Source organism: Halomonas sp. R57-5 (assembly GCF_900070345.1).
Classification (GTDB): Bacteria; Pseudomonadota; Gammaproteobacteria; order Pseudomonadales; family Halomonadaceae; genus Vreelandella; species Vreelandella ventosae_B.
The window spans coordinates 2,622,294-2,642,533 of sequence record NZ_LN813019.1 but is presented as its reverse complement, the minus strand read 5'-3'; the positions used below and the strand labels follow the sequence as shown (position 1 = coordinate 2,642,533).

18 protein-coding genes are annotated in these 20,240 nt (G+C 52.8%); 6 read left to right on the top strand and 12 right to left on the bottom strand.

Annotated elements, in window-relative coordinates; genetic code table 11:
* Nucleotides 1–43 precede the first annotated feature (43 nt).
* Nucleotides 44–1,222: a toxic anion resistance protein gene (locus HALO_RS12165; RefSeq protein WP_035579368.1), complete on the top strand. Its 1,179-nt coding sequence runs from the start codon at nucleotides 44–46 to the stop codon at nucleotides 1,220–1,222.
* 270 nt (nucleotides 1,223–1,492) lie between these two features.
* The gene (locus tag HALO_RS12160; protein WP_035579370.1) at nucleotides 1,493–2,296 is read left to right on the top strand and encodes an SDR family NAD(P)-dependent oxidoreductase; all 804 of its coding nucleotides are present in this window, start codon (nucleotides 1,493–1,495) and stop codon (nucleotides 2,294–2,296) included.
* 67 nt (nucleotides 2,297–2,363) lie between these two features.
* On the opposite strand, the gene HALO_RS12155 is transcribed toward HALO_RS12160, so the two are convergent.
* The 12 genes from HALO_RS12155 to HALO_RS12100 all read right to left on the bottom strand — a co-directional run bounded on the left by HALO_RS12155 (nucleotide 2,364) and on the right by HALO_RS12100 (nucleotide 16,046).
* A complete protein-coding gene (locus HALO_RS12155; RefSeq protein WP_035579372.1) occupies nucleotides 2,364–4,145 on the bottom strand; it encodes an ABC transporter substrate-binding protein in 1,782 nt (593 codons plus the stop codon).
* Nucleotides 4,146–4,183: 38 nt separating this feature from the next.
* Entirely contained in the window at nucleotides 4,184–4,921 is a 738-nt protein-coding gene (locus tag HALO_RS12150; RefSeq protein ID WP_050713485.1) for a sulfite exporter TauE/SafE family protein, read from the bottom strand.
* Nucleotides 4,922–5,038: 117 nt separating this feature from the next.
* Nucleotides 5,039–5,629 carry a malonic semialdehyde reductase gene (locus HALO_RS12145; RefSeq protein WP_035579375.1) on the bottom strand — a complete coding sequence of 197 codons (591 nt, stop codon included), beginning with the start codon at nucleotides 5,627–5,629 and terminating at the stop codon, nucleotides 5,039–5,041.
* A gap of 59 nt (nucleotides 5,630–5,688) precedes the next feature.
* Complete coding sequence (locus HALO_RS12140) at nucleotides 5,689–6,552, bottom strand: intradiol ring-cleavage dioxygenase (protein WP_035579377.1); 864 nt, start codon at nucleotides 6,550–6,552, stop codon at nucleotides 5,689–5,691.
* A 1-nt stretch (nucleotide 6,553) separates the two neighbouring features.
* Nucleotides 6,554–7,492 (bottom strand): NAD(P)-dependent oxidoreductase, encoded by a 939-nt coding sequence (locus HALO_RS12135; protein ID WP_035579378.1) that lies wholly within the window; start codon nucleotides 7,490–7,492, stop codon nucleotides 6,554–6,556.
* Nucleotides 7,489–8,874 (bottom strand): amidohydrolase family protein, encoded by a 1,386-nt coding sequence (locus HALO_RS12130; RefSeq protein ID WP_050713484.1) that lies wholly within the window; start codon nucleotides 8,872–8,874, stop codon nucleotides 7,489–7,491. The genes HALO_RS12135 and HALO_RS12130 overlap by 4 nt, the downstream gene beginning before the upstream one ends.
* Nucleotides 8,871–9,950, bottom strand: a complete 1,080-nt coding sequence (locus tag HALO_RS12125; RefSeq protein ID WP_035579382.1) for a maleylacetate reductase — start codon at nucleotides 9,948–9,950, stop codon at nucleotides 8,871–8,873. The genes HALO_RS12130 and HALO_RS12125 overlap by 4 nt, the downstream gene beginning before the upstream one ends.
* 71 nt (nucleotides 9,951–10,021) lie before the next feature.
* On the bottom strand, nucleotides 10,022–11,602 hold the full coding sequence (locus HALO_RS12120) for a sugar ABC transporter ATP-binding protein (protein ID WP_081899072.1): 1,581 nt from the start codon (nucleotides 11,600–11,602) through the stop codon (nucleotides 10,022–10,024).
* Nucleotides 11,599–12,558, bottom strand: a complete 960-nt coding sequence (locus tag HALO_RS12115; protein WP_050713483.1) for an ABC transporter permease — start codon at nucleotides 12,556–12,558, stop codon at nucleotides 11,599–11,601. The genes HALO_RS12120 and HALO_RS12115 overlap by 4 nt, the downstream gene beginning before the upstream one ends.
* Nucleotides 12,559–12,574: 16 nt before the next feature.
* Nucleotides 12,575–13,522 carry an ABC transporter permease gene (locus HALO_RS12110; protein ID WP_035579385.1) on the bottom strand — a complete coding sequence of 316 codons (948 nt, stop codon included), beginning with the start codon at nucleotides 13,520–13,522 and terminating at the stop codon, nucleotides 12,575–12,577.
* A gap of 234 nt (nucleotides 13,523–13,756) precedes the next feature.
* Nucleotides 13,757–14,695 carry a sugar ABC transporter substrate-binding protein gene (locus HALO_RS12105; protein ID WP_035579387.1) on the bottom strand — a complete coding sequence of 313 codons (939 nt, stop codon included), beginning with the start codon at nucleotides 14,693–14,695 and terminating at the stop codon, nucleotides 13,757–13,759.
* A 553-nt stretch (nucleotides 14,696–15,248) separates the two neighbouring features.
* Nucleotides 15,249–16,046 (bottom strand): amidohydrolase family protein, encoded by a 798-nt coding sequence (locus HALO_RS12100; RefSeq protein ID WP_231896710.1) that lies wholly within the window; start codon nucleotides 16,044–16,046, stop codon nucleotides 15,249–15,251.
* Between the two features lie 146 nt (nucleotides 16,047–16,192).
* Here HALO_RS12100 and HALO_RS12095 point away from each other — a divergent pair, with 146 nt between their 5' ends.
* From HALO_RS12095 to HALO_RS12080, 4 genes are read left to right on the top strand one after another with little or no spacing between them, the layout of a single operon-like run.
* On the top strand, nucleotides 16,193–16,951 hold the full coding sequence (locus HALO_RS12095; RefSeq protein WP_035579391.1) for a GntR family transcriptional regulator: 759 nt from the start codon (nucleotides 16,193–16,195) through the stop codon (nucleotides 16,949–16,951).
* Between the two features lie 55 nt (nucleotides 16,952–17,006).
* Nucleotides 17,007–17,969 carry a Bug family tripartite tricarboxylate transporter substrate binding protein gene (locus tag HALO_RS12090; RefSeq protein ID WP_009287855.1) on the top strand — a complete coding sequence of 321 codons (963 nt, stop codon included), beginning with the start codon at nucleotides 17,007–17,009 and terminating at the stop codon, nucleotides 17,967–17,969.
* A gap of 29 nt (nucleotides 17,970–17,998) precedes the next feature.
* Entirely contained in the window at nucleotides 17,999–18,445 is a 447-nt protein-coding gene (locus HALO_RS12085) for a tripartite tricarboxylate transporter TctB family protein (protein WP_231896709.1), read from the top strand.
* Nucleotides 18,446–18,460: 15 nt separating this feature from the next.
* Entirely contained in the window at nucleotides 18,461–19,951 is a 1,491-nt protein-coding gene (locus HALO_RS12080; RefSeq protein ID WP_050713481.1) for a tripartite tricarboxylate transporter permease, read from the top strand.
* The last annotated feature ends 289 nt before the right edge of the window (nucleotides 19,952–20,240 follow it).

Sequence of the window (20,240 nt, the reverse complement as noted above, 5' to 3'; positions counted from 1 at the left end):
AGCGGTATTCATACGTTTTTATTAGACAGCTCAGGAGATGCCCATGACGCAGCAATCCGATGACCAACCTCGCCTCTCCCTGCCCCCGGTGGACGAGATCGCCAGCCAGTTGGGCACGAGTCAAGCCGGCTCCGGCGACCCTGAGCTTGAGGCGATGGCCGACCGCTTTGTCGAGGATATCCTTGCCGAGGGTGACGAGGCGTCAACTGTTCGCCAGCGCCGGGCCGTGGACGAGATGGGCCTTGAGTTGCAACAGCAGGCCGCCCACCGCAGCGCCATGCTACAAACGCCACTGCGCAAGCTGGCCCACCAGGGCGATGAAGGAGGGCCCGTTGCCAAGGCACTGACCGATCTACGCGGCCGCATGGAGGGTCTCGACCCTTCACGTCATCGCCTGATGCCAAGCGCGTTGGATCGCGTTCTAGCGATCATTCCCGGTATCGATAGTCGGCTACAGCGCTATTTCCATAAGTTTGAGAATGCTCAGCAAGCCCTGGATGCGATCATTGAGGATCTGGAAAGCGGTCGCGACATGCTACATCGTGACAACCTGACGCTGAGCGATGACCAGAAAGCCCTCAATGACATCCTAACCGAGCTGAACCGCCAGATCGCCCTGGGGCGCTTGATTGATCAACGCCTGTGCGACGAGATAGCCGCCCGAGACAGCGATGACCCACGGCGTCAATTTCTTGAGGAAGAACTACTGTTTCCACTTCGGCAGCGCATCGTTGATCTCCAGCAGCAGCTGGCGGTAAGCCAGCAGGGTGTGCTGGCGCTGGAAGTGATCATCCGCAACAACCGGGAATTGATGCGCGGTGTGGACAGAGCCATCAATGTCACCGTCTCAGCCCTCACCGTGGCAGTGACGGTCGCCATGGCAATGGCCAACCAGCGTCTAGTGCTGGATCGCGTCGAAGCCCTCAACACGACCACCTCGCAGATGATTGGCGGCACTGCCAAGGCGCTGCGCCAGCAAGGCGTAGACATCCAGAAACGAGCCTCTTCCGCAATGCTCGACATGCAAGTGCTTGAGGAAGCGTTTGGGGAGGTGATGGGCGCCATTGATGATCTCTCAAACTATCGTCAGGAAGCCCTACCCCGCCTGGACGAGCAGATCAACCGCTTGGCAACCCTGGCGAAGCAAGGTAACGCATCCATTGAGCGTCTAAGCGAAGGTAATCAGGCGCAACACAAGTACGACCCCACTGCCAACGACTAAGAAGATGTCATCAAGCTCTCATTAGATTCGCTTTCCCATCGCAACGCCCACTGAAACGTCCAATCTGGTCATATTAGCAACAGACCAACCTGTCATTGCGAAGACGACATCCCGAGAATATGTCAACACAAGGTAATAAAAAACTGTCATTCGCATTGACGAATAAACGACGGAAGCCCTTGTTAACAAAGGCTCCATGCGCCAAGTCACCAGGATTAATTAACGTTGGTAGCGTGGACTGACCCAAAACAAAACTTACAAGGTAAGCTCATGGACAACACTCGACTTAAAGGTAAAAACTGCTTGATTACCGGCGCTGCACGTGGCATGGGGGCCGCCGTTGCCGAACACTATGCTGCACAAGGAGCAAACGTTTGCGTGGCGGATATCAACCTTGAAGGGTGCGAAGAAGTTGCCGCACGTATCAAGGCAAACGGCGGCGACGCCATTGCGGTCAAACTCAATGTGACCGACCGTGCTGAAGTAACTGCCGCTGTTAAAGCCACTGTCGACGCCTTTGGCAGCTTGAACGTGATGGTCAATAATGCGGGTATCAACAAGCCATTGATGTTTCTCGATATTACCGAGGAAAACTGGCACCAGATTATGGATGTTAACGCGTTGGGCTGCCTGCTTGGCATGCAGGAAGCCGCTAAGCAGATGATCAGCCAGGGTAAAGACAACGGCCCTTATAAAATCATTAACGTTGGCTCGATTCTTTCTCGCCAAGCGTTTGACGATGTAGTCCCCTACTCTTGCAGCAAACATGCGGTGCTAGCCATGATCAACGGCGGTGCTAAAGCGCTCGTGGATCACAATATTACCGTTAATGGCTATGGCCCCGGCGTAGTGCGCACTGAACTATGGGAACAGCTCGATAAAGATTTGGTTAGCATCGGCAAATTCGATAAGCAGGGACAGTCGATGGATGAACTTGCTGAGAAAATGATTCTAATGAAGCGTTACTCTTACCCTGAAGATGTGGTCGGTACCGCTTCTTTTCTGGCCAGTCAGGAATCGGATTACATGACAGGACAACTGCTTATGATCGATGGCGGTATGATCATGCAGTAGCTACCCGCGTTGATCGTCCCCATGTTTTGCTTACTGGAACATGGGGATCGTTCATTTTGCCGCTCAATCAGTAAACGCCTCTGCTTCGCATTACCTTATCGGCACGCTCTTGAGCAATAGAGAGCGCTTTCTTGATCGAGCGCCGTCCATCCAGCACGTCGAATATCTCATTCCCCGCGATGCTAATGATGTCAGTTATTCCAGGTACAGGCGGGCGTGGCCAGGCCTGTAAAATGTCCTGTTTAGCCATATCATTGACGATTTTAATCAGCGGCGATAATGCAGACACTTCAGGATCCTGGCTGACACTAAAGCGAGGCGTTACCAGGCTGCCATTCATAATATAAAGCTTGGACATGTTGGCAGAGGTCAGGTGCTTAAGCGCCGTCCAGACTGCCTCAACTCGCTCTGGTGCCAAGTTAGCAGGAATGGCCAGGGCATAACCGCCGATGGGAGTTATAGCGCGACCGTGATTGCCAATTGGATGGGGTAAGTAGCCAGTGTTGCCATACGCCGGTGATTGCTTATCTAACTCAAACAGAGGCGCCAGAAGTGTATAGCAATAGGCCATACTGACTTCCCCAGAAGCGTACGATTTGGCTCGCTCGTACCAGGACATAGTGAGAATATTAGGCGGCGAATATTTCAAAATATCCAGCATATATTCGCAGGCCCGATAAGCGGCATCTGAGTCGAACATAGGTCGCAGTTGCTCGCCCGCGGCTTGCTGAAAGTCATAACCGCCCTGACAGATGGGTAAATTAAGCAACGGCTGGCCGAACTTCGCCATTAAAAAACTAAAGGTGTGCCCAAGGGGCGTTCCTCTCGCCGCATTCCAGGCGATACCGTAACGTCCTTTGGAAGGGGCATGTAACTGCCTTGCCACTTTAACCAGCGCTTCCGTTGTGGTGGGAGGCGGCAACTGCGCTGCTTCGAAAATATCCTGGCGATAGCAAAGCAATTCGGGGGTTGTTTGAACCGGTATTCCGTACTGGCTGCCTGCGTATCTGGAGCTCTGAATAGCCATTGGGTGGAAATCGGAGAGATCATAATCATCGCGTTTGATTAACGCGTCGAGAGGCATAAGCACTCCACTCGCCGCTAGCTCACCAAACCAGGGTAGGTCACAGGCCACGACGTCATAACGCGACTTAGCCAAACGGGCATTGTCTAAAATCTCATCTAGCAAATTATCGATGGATTTTGCTTTGTTACGAATTTCCAGCCCAAAAATCGATTCCAATTGACGCTTCAGGTTATGCATGGCCATAAATGTGGGGTCAGCATGCGCCAGCACACGTAACCCGCCCTTCAGCTCCAGTCGTGCAGACAGCACGGCTGGGGTCGATATCACGCGCTCTATTGATGAGGTGCCAAGAAATATCTTACTGGCGGTATCAGATGCCGGGTCTATCCCGAACAATGGCCCAAGGAACCCCTTGATTCGCTCAGCGTAGCTTTCCCACTCCTGGATCATTTGGGCGGAAGGATGCAGCGAAACCGTTTTACCTGACTTAGTGCGTGGGCGTGAGATCAGCAGACCGCGCTGCATGATGCTTTCGATGCCGCGCTTTGCCGTCCCATAGGTAAGGCCAGACGCATCAGCCAATGATGTTGGGGTGGTTAATCTTCCCGCAAGATGATTACGCATAACGTGCAGTAACATACGCATCTCTCGATAGCCCAACGACATGGAAAGCGTGCTTTCAGTTTCGTCTTCGAATTTTTCAATGAAATCGATGAATCGTGCGAACTCTGTATTAGAAATTTTTGAGGCGGGCATTTGCGACAGCTTATCGTAAGGCCCTTCTGGTTTAGCCTCATTTATCTCAACATGACCGTCTCTCATGACGACTCCAAAACATCACATAGCCATAAGGCTGACAATCAGCCTATACCGTCCATAATTAGCCGAATGCCCAGCAAAATCAGTAAACACAGGATCMCTCGGAAAAACAGCTCACCATCGATGCGCTTCTGAATAACCAGCCCCAACCGAACCCCCAACCACGCAACAGGCATCAGCAGCAGTGCTATCGTCAGGTTATCGATATTCACCAAGCCCAGCAGGGTATAGGGAACCAGCTTCACCAAGTTAGTAATCGCTAGAAAGACGACAGCCGTCCCCAAAAATTGCTGCTTGGTTAATTGGCACTGCAGTAAGTAAAAGTTAAGCGGAGGGCCGCCAGCATGGGCGATAAAACTGGTAAACCCTGCCACCCCACCACACAAGCCCCCCACCCAACCAGGCAGCCGCTTTCCGCGCAGCGGTTTGAACAACCCCCACAGGCCGAACAGCACCGAAAAAACACCTAGCAATAGCTTCAGTAGCGCTTCGTCAAACCAGCCATAGGKGAAATAGCCTATCGCCACACCCAGCACCGCAGGTGGAAACATAAGCCACAATAAACGATCAACCCGCTGTCGCCACCACGCCTTTAGACTAAACACATCCATCACGATCAGTAGCGGCAGCATCACCGCCACTGCAAAGGTCGGGCTCGCCTTTAGTGAGATTAGCGGCACAGCCACCACGCCTACCCCACCGGCAAAACCCGACTTGGAAATACCCGTGAGTAGCACAGCCGTCACCATTAGCGCCACAAACACCCAGTCAACAACCATCTGAAAGCCTCTTCAGCCTTGAGCCGCAGCTCCTCTTATTACGATCGAAAAAAGGGGCCATGACAGTCACGGCCCCTTTTCGTTTAGGCAAACAATTAAGCGTAGCGATGCTAATGTTTACAGCACTGTACACACTTCATCGAAGGAGAAACGATCGCCACGTGGGAACAGCGCGCTGGCATCGCCATAGCCTAGGTTGCATAGGAAATTGCTCTTCACTTTGCCATCCGGGAAGAACTCTTCATCCACGGCGGCATTATTGAAGCCGGACATGGGGCCTGCATCCAACCCTAGCGCACGCGCTGCTAAAATAAGGTAGCCGCCCTGAATGGCGCTATTGCGGAAGGCCGTGGAGTGAATAAAGTCAGGCTTACCCTCGAACAGCGACTTGGCATCCTTATTGTGGGCAAACATACGCGGCAGATGCTCATAAAACTCAGTGTCAAAGCCAATGACAGCAACCACAGGCGCCTTCATGGTTTTTTCTTGGTTACCCGGTAACAGAGCAGGCTTCAGGCGCTCTTTTGCTTCATCGGTGGTCAGAAAAATAATTCTCGAGGGCTGGCAGTTCATAGAAGTGGGCCCAAAGTGCATCAGGTTATACAGTTCGCGCAGGGTCTCCTCGCTGACCTCACGATCCTGCCAAACGTTGTGGGTGCGTGCTTCTGTAAACAGGGTTGCGATAGCCGTTTGATCAATCGTTGTCATGTTATTTCCTCTTTCGATTTAGCCAGCTCAGTACGAGCTGGACGTTCAGGGTGAAACGTTCAGGCCGTCTTCAAACCGAAGTCGTAGTGAAAGTAGCGGTAAGGCGTTTCCATTTGCCGACCGTCGGGCGCCTGCCCCGCCGGCTGCTGAGCAAACTCCTTGACCAGTGAATCTTTGACACCAAATACCGCGTCAGAATCGAGGTAGGGATCGTCCTCAGCGAAGATTTGGGTCACCAAGGTTTCATACCCCGGTGCCATCAACATGAAATGTACATGGGCAGGTCGATATGGGTGACGCCCGGTGATGTCGAGCATTTTGCCCACAGGCCCGTCAGTGGGAATCGGATAAGGTGAAGGAGTCACCGTCCAGAAGGCATAATGACCCTGGCGGTCGGTATGAAAGCGCGCGCGTAATGAGGCGTTTTCCAGCTCAGGCTTTTGAACGTCATAAAAGCCTTCACTGTCGGACTGCCACACATCAATGGTGACATTCGCCAACGGTTTACCCTGGGCATCGTGCACGTTGCCCTCGACGAATAGCGGCTCGCCTTCAACACCCCAATTTATGGCATCACCTTGATTCGCCTGGGGAGGGTCAGCCACGTAAAAAGGCCCCAGCACAGTACTTTCGGTAATGTTAGTATCACTGCTCGAGTGGTTAATCGCATCGACCAGCATCGTCACACCAAGAGTGTCAGACAGCAGGATGAACTCCTGGCGTTCGTCGTCACACATCTGCCCCGCACGGGTTAGAAACTCAATTGCCTGGGTCCACTCTTTCTCACTGGGCTGCACCTCGCGCAGATAGGCATGCAGGTGTTTAACCAAGCCATTAAGCAGCGTTTTAAGCCGTTCATCATCACAGCTGGAAAACTCATCGATCACCGCTGCGGTAATATTGTCGGCTGTTAAGTTACGCATCTTATTGCCCTCCATGCTTTGCTGGCATCGGTTCACCCAGCCCTGAAAGGCGCTCGGTGTGGTGTACGGTGGCGATATAGTCATCATCGCCATGCCCCGTGGCGATGAGCGCGGTATAGGCTTCGCGCATTTGCGCTGCCAGCGGCGTAGACACCCCTGAGCCGTGGGCACAATCGAGTATCAGATCAAGATCTTTGGCCATTTGGGCGGCGGAAAACGTCGAGGTAAAGTCGCGCTCTAAAAGTGGTGGTACCTTGTACTTCACCATGGGCGAACCCACCGCGCTGTCAGATATAAGCTCTAACATGGCGTCCCATTCAATGTTGCCTTTGCGCGCCAGGGTCAGGGCTTCACTCATCATCCCGGCACTCACTGCAATCATCAGGTTGATCGCCAGTTTGGCCACCCGGGCCTGCTCTTCATCGCCCAGCCAGTACTGCGCCTTGGTAAAGGCGTCAAATACGGGTTTAGCCGTTTCCAGCGCTTCGCGTGGGCCAGAGACCATCGCCGACAGCGTGCCCGCCTCTGCTGCTACCGGATTCCCTGACACGGGGCTGCGCAAATAGGCAATGCCATGGGCCTTCGCCGCCTCGGCCACTCGTGCAGAGGCTTCAACACTTACCGTGCTGGTCTCAATCAAAATAGTGCCGGGCATCATGTGACGCACAAGCTCACCCGATTCAATGCAGAGATTGATCAGTGCGCGGTCATCGGGGATCGAGACAAACACCAGTGCACAATCGGCAACGGCACTAGTCAGGTTCTGATGGGGGGTAATACCGATACGCGTTGCTAAAGCCATCCGCTCCGAGGAAAGGTCAAATCCTTCTACCGCGGTGCCTGATTTAATAATTCTGGCGGCCATCGGTAAGCCCAGCTTACCTAAGCCTACCCAAGCCACTTTAGAGGACGAAGGGGACGTTGTGGAAACGGTTGTCATGGGGTTGCCTCCTGTGTCGATTGCGCTTCACGCGCCAGCAGTTCGGAGTGAATACGGTGGCCAGATTTGGCAAGCTCAGCGATACCCTGCTGAGTCTCGATTAACAGACGGCCGCCACGTTTTTTGAACTGCCCAGCCACCATCACACTGTCGACGTTGGCAAGGCTTGTTTGCATGACCMCCGTAGAAACAGGGTCGTTGACTGGCTGCATATTCAGCTGATTACTATCCAGCAGTACCAGGTCGGCCTGCTTGCCAGGGGTCAGGCTACCAATGCGGTCGTCAAGACCGAGGGCTTTCGCCCCATCCAGCGTGATCCAGCCCAGCGCTTCTCGGGTGGTAATCGTGGAAGTATCAGGAATCTTGCCTTGCTCACGACGCGATGCATCGTTATCAAGGGCACGCTGCATACCCAGCGCCATGCGCGCTACACTGAACATGTCACCTGACAATACAGACTCAAGATCAACCCCCAGTGACACCACGCCTCGGTATTGGCGCACCAGCCCCGTCACCGGAAAGCCGTGGCCTTGGGTCATCTCATTTTCCGGCGCAATCGAGAACGTCACACCGCTGGCGCAGAACCGCGATATCTGGCCATTATCCAGGCTTTGGCCATGCACAATGTTGATGTCGGGGCCAAGCAAACCACGCGCTTCCACTTCGTCCCATGCACCGGGCGCCACTGCCTCGCCGCCGCCCTGATGCATTGAGGCGACCAGATCAAACTCTTTGGCCAAGGCAAAGTCCTGCAGGGTCACATCCAGGGTCGAATAATGAGGGCCAAGAATGGCCATGCCTAAGGTGACAAGCCCTTCCGGGTTTCCCAGTTCACCGCTCAACAAGCGTTCTATTTCATGGCGCGGGTGGGGAATTTCGCTAAAGTGCGGCTGACCAGGTTTTGGGTCGGGCTTGGGCGAGCCGTGCATAAACAGCGCACGAATACCGGACTCCTTTAAGCCTTTTACCGCCGCGTCAGTATGCGCAGGGGTCGGGTTGTTGTGGCACCAGTCACCCAGCGTTGTGGTACCGCAGTTAAGCTGATTAATCGCGCCCATGCGGGTGGCAATGTAGATGTCTTCCGGCGKGAATAGCGCGGCAAGCCCCCGGTGTACGTGGCGAAAATACTCAAGAAGCGTCCAGTTGGCGGCAACGCCACGCAGGCCGGTCTGCCAGGTATGCATATGGGCATTAACCAACCCGGGAATAAGGATACCTCCGTCACAGTCAATCACCTCGGCGTCTTGTGCCTTGGGGTCGGCGGTCAGGTCATGACCCACGGCGGTAATACGGTCACCCTCAACCAGAACCTGGCCATCGCTTAGCTCACCCAGCTGCGGATCCATAGTGACAAGAGTGGCGTTAATAAACAGTTTGTTCATTGCCCACCCCCACTACCCGCCTGGGGTCGAAGACCCGATTGGGCATCGCTTAACAAACGGTGAATGCCACTGGCTTCGACGTCACGTGGATTCCAGTAAGGGTTGCGGGTAGCAATCTCAGTGGCCCGGTCAACATCTTCCACGCTAAACCCTAACTCGGAGAGTGCACTGGGCGCACCGACCGCACGCCCCAGGTCATAGAGGCCAGCGGCCGCATCGTCACAGCCCAACGCGCGGCTAATACGAGCCATCGCATCAGGCACCGCAGGCGCGTTATAAGCCAGCGCATAAGGCAGCACAATGGTGTGCGTTTCCGCATGGGGTAGGTTGAAGGAACCGCCCAGGGTATGGCAAAGCTTGTGGTGCAGCGACATACCCACCGAGCCAAGGCAAATGCCGCACAGCCAGGCGCCGTAAAGCGCATCAGAGCGCGCCTCAGCATGGGTAGGGCCGCTAGCTATTACGGGCAGGCTTCTTGCCAGCGCCGCGATGCCCTCCTCCGCCATCAGCGCAATCACCGGATTACAGTCGCGGGCATAAAGTGCCTCTACTGCATGGGCAATGGCGTTAATACCGCTAGTCCCCGACATCACAGCGGGTAACGTTAAGGTGAGGTCAACGTCATAAATCACCGTTTCCGGCAGTACGTCCAAGGTGCGCTGAGTGGTCTTGATACCATCGCGGGTTTCACCCAGGATCGGCGTCATCTCTGAACCGGCATAGGTGGTGGGAATAGCGATCTGAGGTAAGCCCGTACGCAGCGCAATCGCTTTACCCAAGCCAATGGTCGAGCCACCCCCAATAGCAATGGTGCAATCCGCGTTTAGCGCTTTCACCACCTGCAAGGCACTTTCGGTCACCTCGACCGGCGTATGCATGGCGGCTTCTGCGTAAACGCCAACGCCCTTCTCACCCAACTGCTCGAGCACGCGTCTTGCCTGCTCGTGCTGCTGGGGCGTTGCCAGCACCAGGGCGCGTGTACAGCCGAGATGCTCAAGCTCTTCTCTTAGCCGTGACAGGGTTCCTTGGCCAAACACCACGCGGGATGGCAGGCCATCATAAACAAAGGGTTGCATGAAACATTCCTTATACGTCTGATGTGGTATGTGTGCGCGATTGACAGAGCGCACCCGTCGCAACAGGCGAGCTAGCTCGCCTGTGCCTGCTTGCCCATCCCAGTAATCGCTTGTACCAGCTCATCCTCGCTGACGTTGTCGCCATCAAACTCAGCGGTCACGCGGCCGTCATACATGGCGATAATGCGGTTACTCAGCCCTAGGACTTCCGGCATCTCTGAGGAGATCACCAACACTGCATAGCCGGATTTGGCCAGATCTTTCACGAGGGTGTGGATTTCCGACTTGGAACCCACATCAATACCGCGGGTAGGCTCATCGAGAATGAGTAATTTAGGGTGGGTATGTAGCCACTTGCCGATAACAATTTTCTGCTGATTACCACCGCTTAGGTTGCCCACCTTCTGACGCCAACTGGGCGTTTTGATTTTCATCGCCTGTTGATACTTATCGTAGACCTGGCGCTCTTCTGAACTCGTCATAAAGCCCAACGACGACACACTGGAGAGGCTTGCCAGGGTCATGTTATCGCGACAGTTCATACCCAGAATCAACCCCTGATCCTTACGGTCTTCCGGCACTAACGCGACCCCATTGACCACCGCATCATGGGAGTTACGAAACGCCACCACCTTGCCGTCCAATACCACTTCACCGGCGGAGGGCGTGCGCAAACCGAAGATCGTTTCTGCAACTTCGGAACGCCCCGCCCCCACCAGGCCATACATTCCGACAATCTCGCCTTTACGGACATTGAAACTGACATCTTCGAATACTCGTTTGACCGAGAGGTTGCGCACTTCCAGCATGTTGTCGCCGAAATCACTCGGTTTACTGGCATGATCGAGCTCCAAGCTGCGACCGATCATCATTCGGGTGATCTCGTCCTCGTTGGTATCTGCCGTATTGACGGTTCCGGTGTACTCACCGTCACGCAGTACCGAAATGCGGTGCGATAGGTGAAAAATCTCATCCATGCGGTGGGAGATATAAACAATCCCTACACCTTGCTCACATAGCGAATTAATTACGTCATACAGCACGGGTTTTTCGTAGTCGGTGAGTGATGCCGTCGGCTCATCAAACACCACTACTCGCGGGGTAAACGCCAGCGCGCGACCGATCTCAACCATCTGCTTCTTGGCAATCGATAGCGACCCTACTAGGTCGTCATGTTGAAAACTGCATTTGAGAGCCGCCAGAATAGCGTTGGTATCTTCACGCAGTTTGTGCCAATCAACGCGATTGAATGGCTTTCTGGGCAGGCTGCCGAGAAAGATGTTTTCGGCTACCGTCATCTCGGAAACCAGCGACTGCTCCTGGTGGATCAGCACTACCCCTGCGCGCTTAGCGTGCTTGGGATTTTCGAAAGCCATCTCTTGCCCACCAAGAATGATCTTGCCTTCGTTGGCTTGGTGCTTACCCGCCAGTACCTTCATTAACGTCGACTTGCCTGCACCATTCTCACCCAGCAGCGCATGCACTTCGCCGGGCCGCACGTCAAAATCCACGTTATTTAAAGCAACCACACCAGGAAAACGTTTGGTAATCCCTTCTAGACGAAGTATCGGATCCGCGTTGACCGGCTGCCGCTTCGTGGCACTGCCTTGTTCATTTAAATTTTGAGACAGGTTTTCTTGTGAAGGGCTCATATCCGCACCTCCTTAGCCGAGGGTACATTGAGCTTCTTGTCGATAATCAGTACGGAAATAAGGATGACGCCGAGGATCACCAGCACATAAAAAGCGGGCACCTGCATCAAGTTCATGCCGTTACGCAGAATGCCAATGGCGAGTACACCACCCAGAGTGCCAACAATACTTCCGTAGCCACCGGTCAACTTGGTACCGCCTAACACCACGGCCGTAATCACCCAGAGCTCATAGTCACGACCTAAATTGGGAGTTGCCGCGCCCATTTGGCTGGCGAGCAGCACGCCAGCTAATGCAGCGAAGAAACCAACAATAATGAAATTGATCATCATGTGGCGCCCCAAGCGAATCCCCGCATCAATCGAGGCTTCCGGATTGCCACCCACCGCAAAGGTATTACGGCCATGGCCCGTTCGCGTGAGCACCAAGTGCATGATCAGTGTGCAAATCAGGAAGATAATCGCCAGTACTGGAAAAGGCCCAATGGTGCTGGCACCGAAGTCAGAGAAAGCGAAATTCAATGCATAAAACGACTGCTCACCGGTGTACAAGAAAATCAGGCCCCGCACCCCCAGCATGGCCCCTAACGTGACAATGAAAGCGTTAACACCCGTTTTCCAAACGATGAAACCATTAATGGCGCCCAGCAGAATGCCTGAGCCGAGTGCCACAAGGATTGCCAGTATCATGCTGGTTTCCTGCAAMCCTACCGCCAGTGAAGCAGCCAGCCCTAAGGTTGCCCCAACCGACAAATCGATGTTGCCGTTGATCATGMCTAAGGTCATGCCTAATGCGATTAGGCCGATAGTGGACGTCTGCACCAAAATATTAGAAATGTTGCCAAACGACAGAAAGTACTCTGACGTGAAGCTGAAAAAAATGAAGATGGCTAGGACGAAGACCCATATCGGTTGGATAGCCGTTTTGCCACGGAAGAACCCTTTTAAAAAAGTCATCTGTCACTCCTCCGCGTTATGAGTGGGTCGTCAACAAGCGCTTACGCTTGTTAGCGAGGTCCAGCCATACGGCCAGGATGATAATTACCCAGGTCACGATCCACTGGATGTAATAGGGGTAGCCCATCAACAGCAGCCCATTCTGAATAAAGCCCAGGATCAGTACACCAATCACAGTTTTCCAAATACTGCCTGAACCACCCAGTAAGCTGGTGCCACCGAGAATGATGCCGGCCAACACCAACAGCTCGTATCCCTGGCCAACGTTGTTTTGGGAACCCATAACACGAGAGCCAAGCACCAGTGCCGCACATGCCACGCAAAAGGCTGAAATCAGATAAGTGCTGAAGACGCACCAGTTCTTGCGAATACCCGAGTAAACGGCAGCCATTGGGTTGCCACCGACAGCAAAGATACGTCGCCCGTAGCCGGTGTAGGACATGACTACTTGAACCAGAATGGCCAACAACCCAAACAGCAGGATAGGAACAGCAATTCCCGTGATATAGCCACGACCAAAGAAGGCGAACCACGTGCCATCTTGGTTAGCAATATCAACGTTCTGGCCGCCGCTATAGATCAGCACAAAGCCCTGGATCGCCGACAGCATGGCAAGCGTCACAATGAGCGAATTAAGGCGCAGAAAGCCGATTAAAAAACCATTGACGGCACCGATCATAAGCGTCAATGCAAACATCATCAGGATGGCATTGGTGGGACCTATCTTGTCGTGTAAATCCACGACGAGCACCGTCGAAAATGACAGCATCGATCCCACCGAAAGATCCAAGTTTCCACCAATGATCACCACGGTGACGCCTACCGCGATAATGCCAATAATCGAGGCCTGGCGGATCACCGTCATAATGTTCGACTGGGAAAGAAACTGCTCAGAAAAGAAAGAGAAAACGAACATGCCGAGCAGGAAAAAAATGAGAATTCCCTGAGCTGACAGAAAGCTCATCACGCTAGCCTTACTAAGCTTTCCTGTCGGCAGCCTGGATTTAGATTGTTCAGCGGAAGCCATGCTAATCACCTGTTATAAAATCACTTGGAAAGACCGGTTAGCGCAATGGGCAAACATATTTCCATTGATGCTTTCCGCGCACTCCACGCGCAGGAAACCCTGCTTTCAGGCGCATGCTGTATCCCGGAAACTGCACACTAAACGCAGTCACTCCGGGCAGCATGCCTTACCTCAGAAAACGGGACGGTCGAACTCGCTGAGATTTTCAGCGGTGATTTTGGGGGTATCGAAGAAATTCATCTTCGGCAGGTCTTCTTCCGCCAGAACATCCAGTGCTGTCTGCAGAGCAGCTTCAGCATCATCTACGGGAGACTGATAAATAGAGCCGTAATACTCACCACGCTCAATCGCATCGTAGCCAACGGCGAAGTTAGTGGCGCCAATGAAAATAATCTCATCAGCTCGGTCAGCGCCTTTAGCCGCATTCAGAGCGCCAACACCCATGTTGTCATCGCCCGAATAAACGCCGTCAATACGGTCGTATTTGGTCAAAAAATCTTCCATAACACGCTGAGCACGTTCACGGTTCCAGTTGCCTGGTTGCGTTTCCATCAGTTCAACACCCGGGCACGCTTCAGCTAGCCGATCCTCAAATCCCTTTGCACGCTCCATCGCAGTGGTATAGCCGGGCTGGCCAGCAATTTGTACGATCTGCCCTTCGCCACCTAAGGCGTCACACATCATCTCGGCAGAGGAAACGCCTTGCTGTACGTTATCAGGCCCAGAGAAGGCAGCGATGTACTCTAGCCCCGCTTCAGCAATTTTAGAGTTGGTAACGATCACAGGAATGCCTGCATTATGCGCTTGACGAATCGCCGGAATAACGGCCTGACCATTGGTCGGCCAAATAATGATGGCATCAACTCGCTGCTGAATGAGGTCCTGCATTTGGCCAATCTGACGAGCAACATCACCACCGGCATCTAACACCACGATATCGACATTGCCTTCACGCTCGGCGGCCTCTTCAAAAGCACTTTCATAGGTGGTTTGATAGCTATCAACACCTACATTATTTTGGGTTATACCGATGCGGTAAGGGCCTTCAGCCTGAGCTGCCGTGGTCGATATCATGATGACTGATGCGGCAAGAACGGTTTTCTTGAACATTGCGTTTCTCCTAGCGTTATTAATTGTTTTTATCTTGCAGGCTATGTAAGCCTGAGTAAGGAGCTTACTGCTGGGCTTTGTTTCGGCACAACGTGACCGAAGTAGAGAAATGACCAAATTGGTTTTTTTAATAAATTTCCTTGCGTAGCAAGGTAATGCTAGGCAGCGACGTCAACAGGAGTATGAACACCAGGTGTTCAGCGTGCATTTTTTGACAGCCAGTCAGCGTTGGCAAACGTATCGCTGAGCAGGAAAACTATTATGAGTAGGAAAAGACGACAGCTATTTACCACTTGAGCAAGCCAAGACTCTGTCGATGAGCGGGTGCTTGAGTAAAATATCCGTGCAGTTGTGGCTTGATGTGTTAGCCGAAGAAGCTCTCCTTGCTAACTCGCCCTGGCTGCCAAGAATAATGTGATGACGACACCGCACACCGCACATTGATTTGGCAACTCATGAATCTCGTGGGTTTATGGTTTAGCTAGCAGTCAATAAACTACTAGCACTACCCGGCAGTGGTTCGCTCAGTACCGTCAATGAAGAATGTCGAGGATTACCCTAGTTGAAACAAAGCCTTAGGACTAGTATCTAGAATGTACTGACGATCATCAGCATCTCTAACCCAGTCATTGAGCCATCCGTAAGTATCGCGGTAAGTGTGTTTATTCTCATGGCGCGTCCACGGCCAGTCACTACCCCACACTAACCGATCACGCCCAAGATGATGCAACAAAGCCTGGACATGCGGTCTAAGATCACACACAGGGGAACGATAGGGGGCTGAGAGCTTCACCCAGGTTCGTTCTGCCTGTCCTGACGCAAGCAGAAGACGGCAGCCTGGGTCTTGCATAGGAACGTCTTCGACTGGCAGCCCAATATGATCAATGACTAATTTCACGCCATGCTCATGTAATGCTGGAAAAATTTCAGGTAACCGGTTCCCTTCCAGATGCAGCTCAAGATGCCAATCCATAGCTTTAATATTATCTAGAAAGTCTATCCATTGAGGATCCTTGAGGTTTGGCAATGCGCTGCGCCCCTCAATGAGATTCCATCGCACCCCTACAATACCTGCAGCATCAAGGGCGGCTATCTCCTCTAGCGTCGTCTCCTTGGCTAGCTGAACGACTCCGCGATACGCATGATTTAGTCTGGAGAGAATCTCAAGCAGTTGCCGGTTGTCGTTTCCCAGAAAGCTCGGCTGCACCAGTACCCCGCCTCTTAATTTGCAGCTTTCTAGGTTTTCTTGCCAATTCAAAAGTGGTGCAGGACGGGATGGACTGTAGTTAGACCCGTTGGCTTCCTTAACAGCCCCGTAGACATGAGCATGACAATCAAAACCTAATTTCACTTTTGGCACCTCATTACGTTCTGACTGGGGATTTCGTATCCCTGAGCTGTTATACATAAGTCTAGTTCTCTAGAGAACTGGTTGACTGGAAGTATACACGGGTCTTCAATGACCTCAAGAAATCAAGATAACCACTGGGTGACCCTATGCAAGCCAAGTTCTCTGCTAATACGGACGGAAGATTACCCCTGTACGCCAAACTCCGTGATCAATTAGGCTCAAGGATCGCCAATGGTGAGTGGAAACCAGGCGACATGATTCCCTCGGAGAACCGTTTAGCCGAAGAGTATGGCGTTGCTTTAGCAACCATGCGGATGGCCCTGAAGCAGCTGGTCGATGAGGGGCTGCTGGATCGGCGGCGAGGTACCGGCACTTTCGTTAAGCAACCCGCCTTCCGAGCCGATCTGTTTCGTTTTTTCCATGTACATGATGTGGAAGATCCCGATGTACCCGTTATCCCGGAAAGTCGAATTCTCAGTCATCAGGAAGTCGCCCTTCCCGCCGACGTAAAGCAGGCCTTCGGCGAAGAATCAGTCAGCCACTGTATAAAGTTGGAACGTGTCCGCCTTTGGTCAGGCGACCCACTGCTGTTTGAAGAAATTTATCTACGCTTACCCGATTTCAACGGGCTGTTGTCGCTAAACCCAAAAGCGATGGGCCCTTTGTTGTATCCCGTATTTCTGGAGGAATTCGGGATTTTGATCTCGTCGGCAACCGACGAGCTGTCGTTCGGCACCGCCACCAAGGCCAGTGCAAAGCATCTAGAACTAGCCACTGGGGCTCCGGTCGCCGCCATCCAGCGCATTGCCCGCAATCCTGCAGGCAGAGTCATCGAGTTTCGACGAGTACACGGAAGGCCAGAGCGGTTCCGCTACCGTGTCACGCTCGGTGATCAACCTGCTTGAGATCGCATTAAATGCACACCTCATCACCCTGCATTCCAAAAAAAGGTAACTAACAATGAAAACATTACAGCTTACGTCTTTAGTTGCGCTATCAGCGTTTACCGCTATGCCTGTCATGGCTGACGACTATCCGAATCGTCCCATCGAAATAATCGTACCGGCACCAGCCGGCGGCGGCACTGACAACGTTGCGCGCATGCTCAATCAGTACCTGCAAGAAGAGCTAGGAGAGTCACTTGCTGTGCTTAATGTCGCTGGTGGAGGTGGTGCTATTGGGGTCAACCAGATTGCCCGTGCCAAGCCCGATGGCTACACGCTGCTTTCTACCTGGAATAGTCCTATCACTACCGTACCGCACATGCAGCGTGTTCAGTACTCTTACGAGACATTGACCCCGATCACCAGCACTTCGCAGAGTGCTTACACTATGTGTGTAGCCCCCGATTTTCCAGCTGAAACAGGTGAGGAATTCCTTGCCGAGCTACAGAATAACCCTGGTCAGTACACCTACGGCAATGACGGGGTCGGTGGAACCATGCGCTTGGCAGCAGAGCGTATCTTTGAAGCCTATGACATTGAAGCCCGCCCTATTCCTTTTGGCGGCGCTGGTGAGACCCTCCAAAACTTCCTGGGTGGACACGTGGATATCTACGGTGGCTCCATCACACCCGCACTTCCCTATGTTGAGGACGGAAAAGCAAAGTGCTTACTCGTGACTTCAGCCGACGATAACGAAGCACTACCCCAGGCATCAGGCCTAGCAGCACTCGGTCATCCTGAACTGGAAACCGTGCTATGGCGCATGATGCTGGCACCGGAGGGCATGGATGAACAGCGCGTTAATGTCATCGCCGATGCCGTAGCTAGCGCCGTCGAGCATCCTGAGTTCCAAGCGTTCCTGACATCTCAAGGAGAGACGCTGAATCTCGTACGAGGTGAAGAGCTCCGTGAGCGTCTGCATCAGGAAACCGTAGCGATTGGAGAGACGCTCGAAAAGCTTGGGCTTAAGAAAAACTAATTCATGCCTGAATGGACGGTAACTTGCTCATGAACTTCAGAGATATTATCTCTGGCATCGCCTTCCTCATCTTTGGCTGCACGGTGGTCTGGGTGGGGAGTGGCTTTGATGCCGGTGCAGCTTACGTGCCCATGGGAGTTGGCATTCTGATGTGCCTTTTCTCACTTCCTCTGGTCTTTAAGGGCGTGGTGCAAACGCATCAAAATGGCGGCTTGAGCAGCGCCGCCGCCTTAATCGATCATCCGGGAAGGTTTATGGCGACAGTCGCCTGTTGCCTGATCTACTACTTAGCCATGCCAACCGTGGGTTTCTACTCCACTAGCACCCTGTTCATCATCCTGCTGGCTCTGGTACTGGGTGAAAGGCGCCCCATCGTGGTTTTAGGTATTACGGTGGGCTTCATCATCCTCTTATACGGGCTTTTTGCGATGGTGCTAAAACGACCCTTGCCCGTCGAATTTTTCCTGGTTTCCTAAATAGGGTTACACGATATGTTTGATTCCCTGTTCAACGCACTACCTGTGGCCTTGCAACTTGGCTCCGTAGTCAGCCTCTTCGTCGGCACCTTGGTGGGTATCTTGATCGGAGCCCTACCTGGGCTCAACCCGGTCATGGCAATCGCTCTCATGCTCCCACTGACGTATGGGTTCGATCCTGTAATTGCTCTAGGGTTGGTAGCAGGTATCTATAATGGCTCAATGTACGGTGGAGCTATTCCGGCCATCTTACTAAAAATCCCAGGAACGCCAGCTGCAATCGCGACAACATTCGACGGTTACCCTATGACACGTAACGGCCAGGGCGGGCTGGCTCTCAAGACCGCGTGCTGGTCGTCCGCCATCGGTGGAATTATTAGCGCCATAGCGTTGATGACGCTAGCCCCCCTTTTGGCACAGGTCACGCTTGCCTTTGGGCCCACCGAGTATTTCTGGGTAGCCGTTTTCGGACTTGTAAGCATCGCCGTATTGGTGGGCAGTGATATCAGCAAAGGCATGCTCAGCGCCCTTTTGGGCGTAATCATCGGCCTTGTAGGCGTTGACACAATCAGTGGAGCGGAACGCTATACGTTCGATTCGCTTTATTTAAGTGGGGGGTTCGMCCTGATCATTGTMCTCATCGGCCTCTACGCGATACCGCCAGTACTGGAGATGGCGGAGAAAAGCAACGCGACTTACTATGATGCAGGAAGCTTCAAGGTTGATGCTAGCGGCAACGCACTGGGACTGATACGTCAGCACTGGCGCACTTGGACTCGCTCGTCGATGATAGGCGTTAGTGTAGGTATCTTGCCAGGTGCCGGTGGCAATCTGGCAGCATTACTGAGTTATAACGAAGCGAAGCGCAAGTCCACGAACCCCGAATCTTTCGGCACGGGCAATCCTGTGGGGGTTGCAGCAGCTGAATCAGGTAACAGTGCCGACAATGCTTCTGCAATGATTCCATCCCTAACATTAGGGATTCCTGGCAATTTGGTTGCTGCCTTAGTGCTCGGCGCGCTGATGATTCATGGACTTCAGCCCGGCCCACAACTGTTTACGAAGTCGCCTGATGTGGTCTTCGGTTTCATGTGGCAAATGCTGTTTACTGCGATGCTACTCCTGTTACTAGGAGGCATGGTGGCCACCCGCCTATTTGCTCAGGTCTTGCGCATGCCCACCGCACTCTTGGTACCAACGACGTTGGTGCTCATGGCCGTGGGTGTTTATACCGTCAAAGGGAACATGACAGACCTCTATGTAATGCTAGCCTTTGGGTTGCTCGGTTATTTACTCCATCGACTAGCCTTCCCACTTGCGCCAGTAGTGCTGGGAGTGTTGTTAGGGCCAATGGCGGAACAAAACTTACGTTTGGCAATGCTGATTTCCCAGGATAACTGGGGATCCCTATTTACTCGTCCTATTTCGCAGGGAATCATCGCCCTGCTGTTGATGGTGTTATTCACCCAGGCCTGGAAAATACTAAAAAAAGGGCGTCAGAATTAACAACGCGATGAAAGTAATCCCACAGATTTATTGACTAGGATTGCTCATGGGAGTCAGGCAGCAGTCCTGCCTGACTGCTCTGTATCAGCCAGAAACGGTCATGGACTTACTGCATATTCAAAGACAGTATTAACTAGCTAACAACTTCGACATCACAAGAATAAATACACACCTAACCTCCCAGACATGCATTGACTCTCACGCGTGCTTTCACCCATAAAAGCTAATATCTTTATTTAGCCAATACTTGTAGCTTTCGATTTTTCAAAATGTTGACTATATCATATTG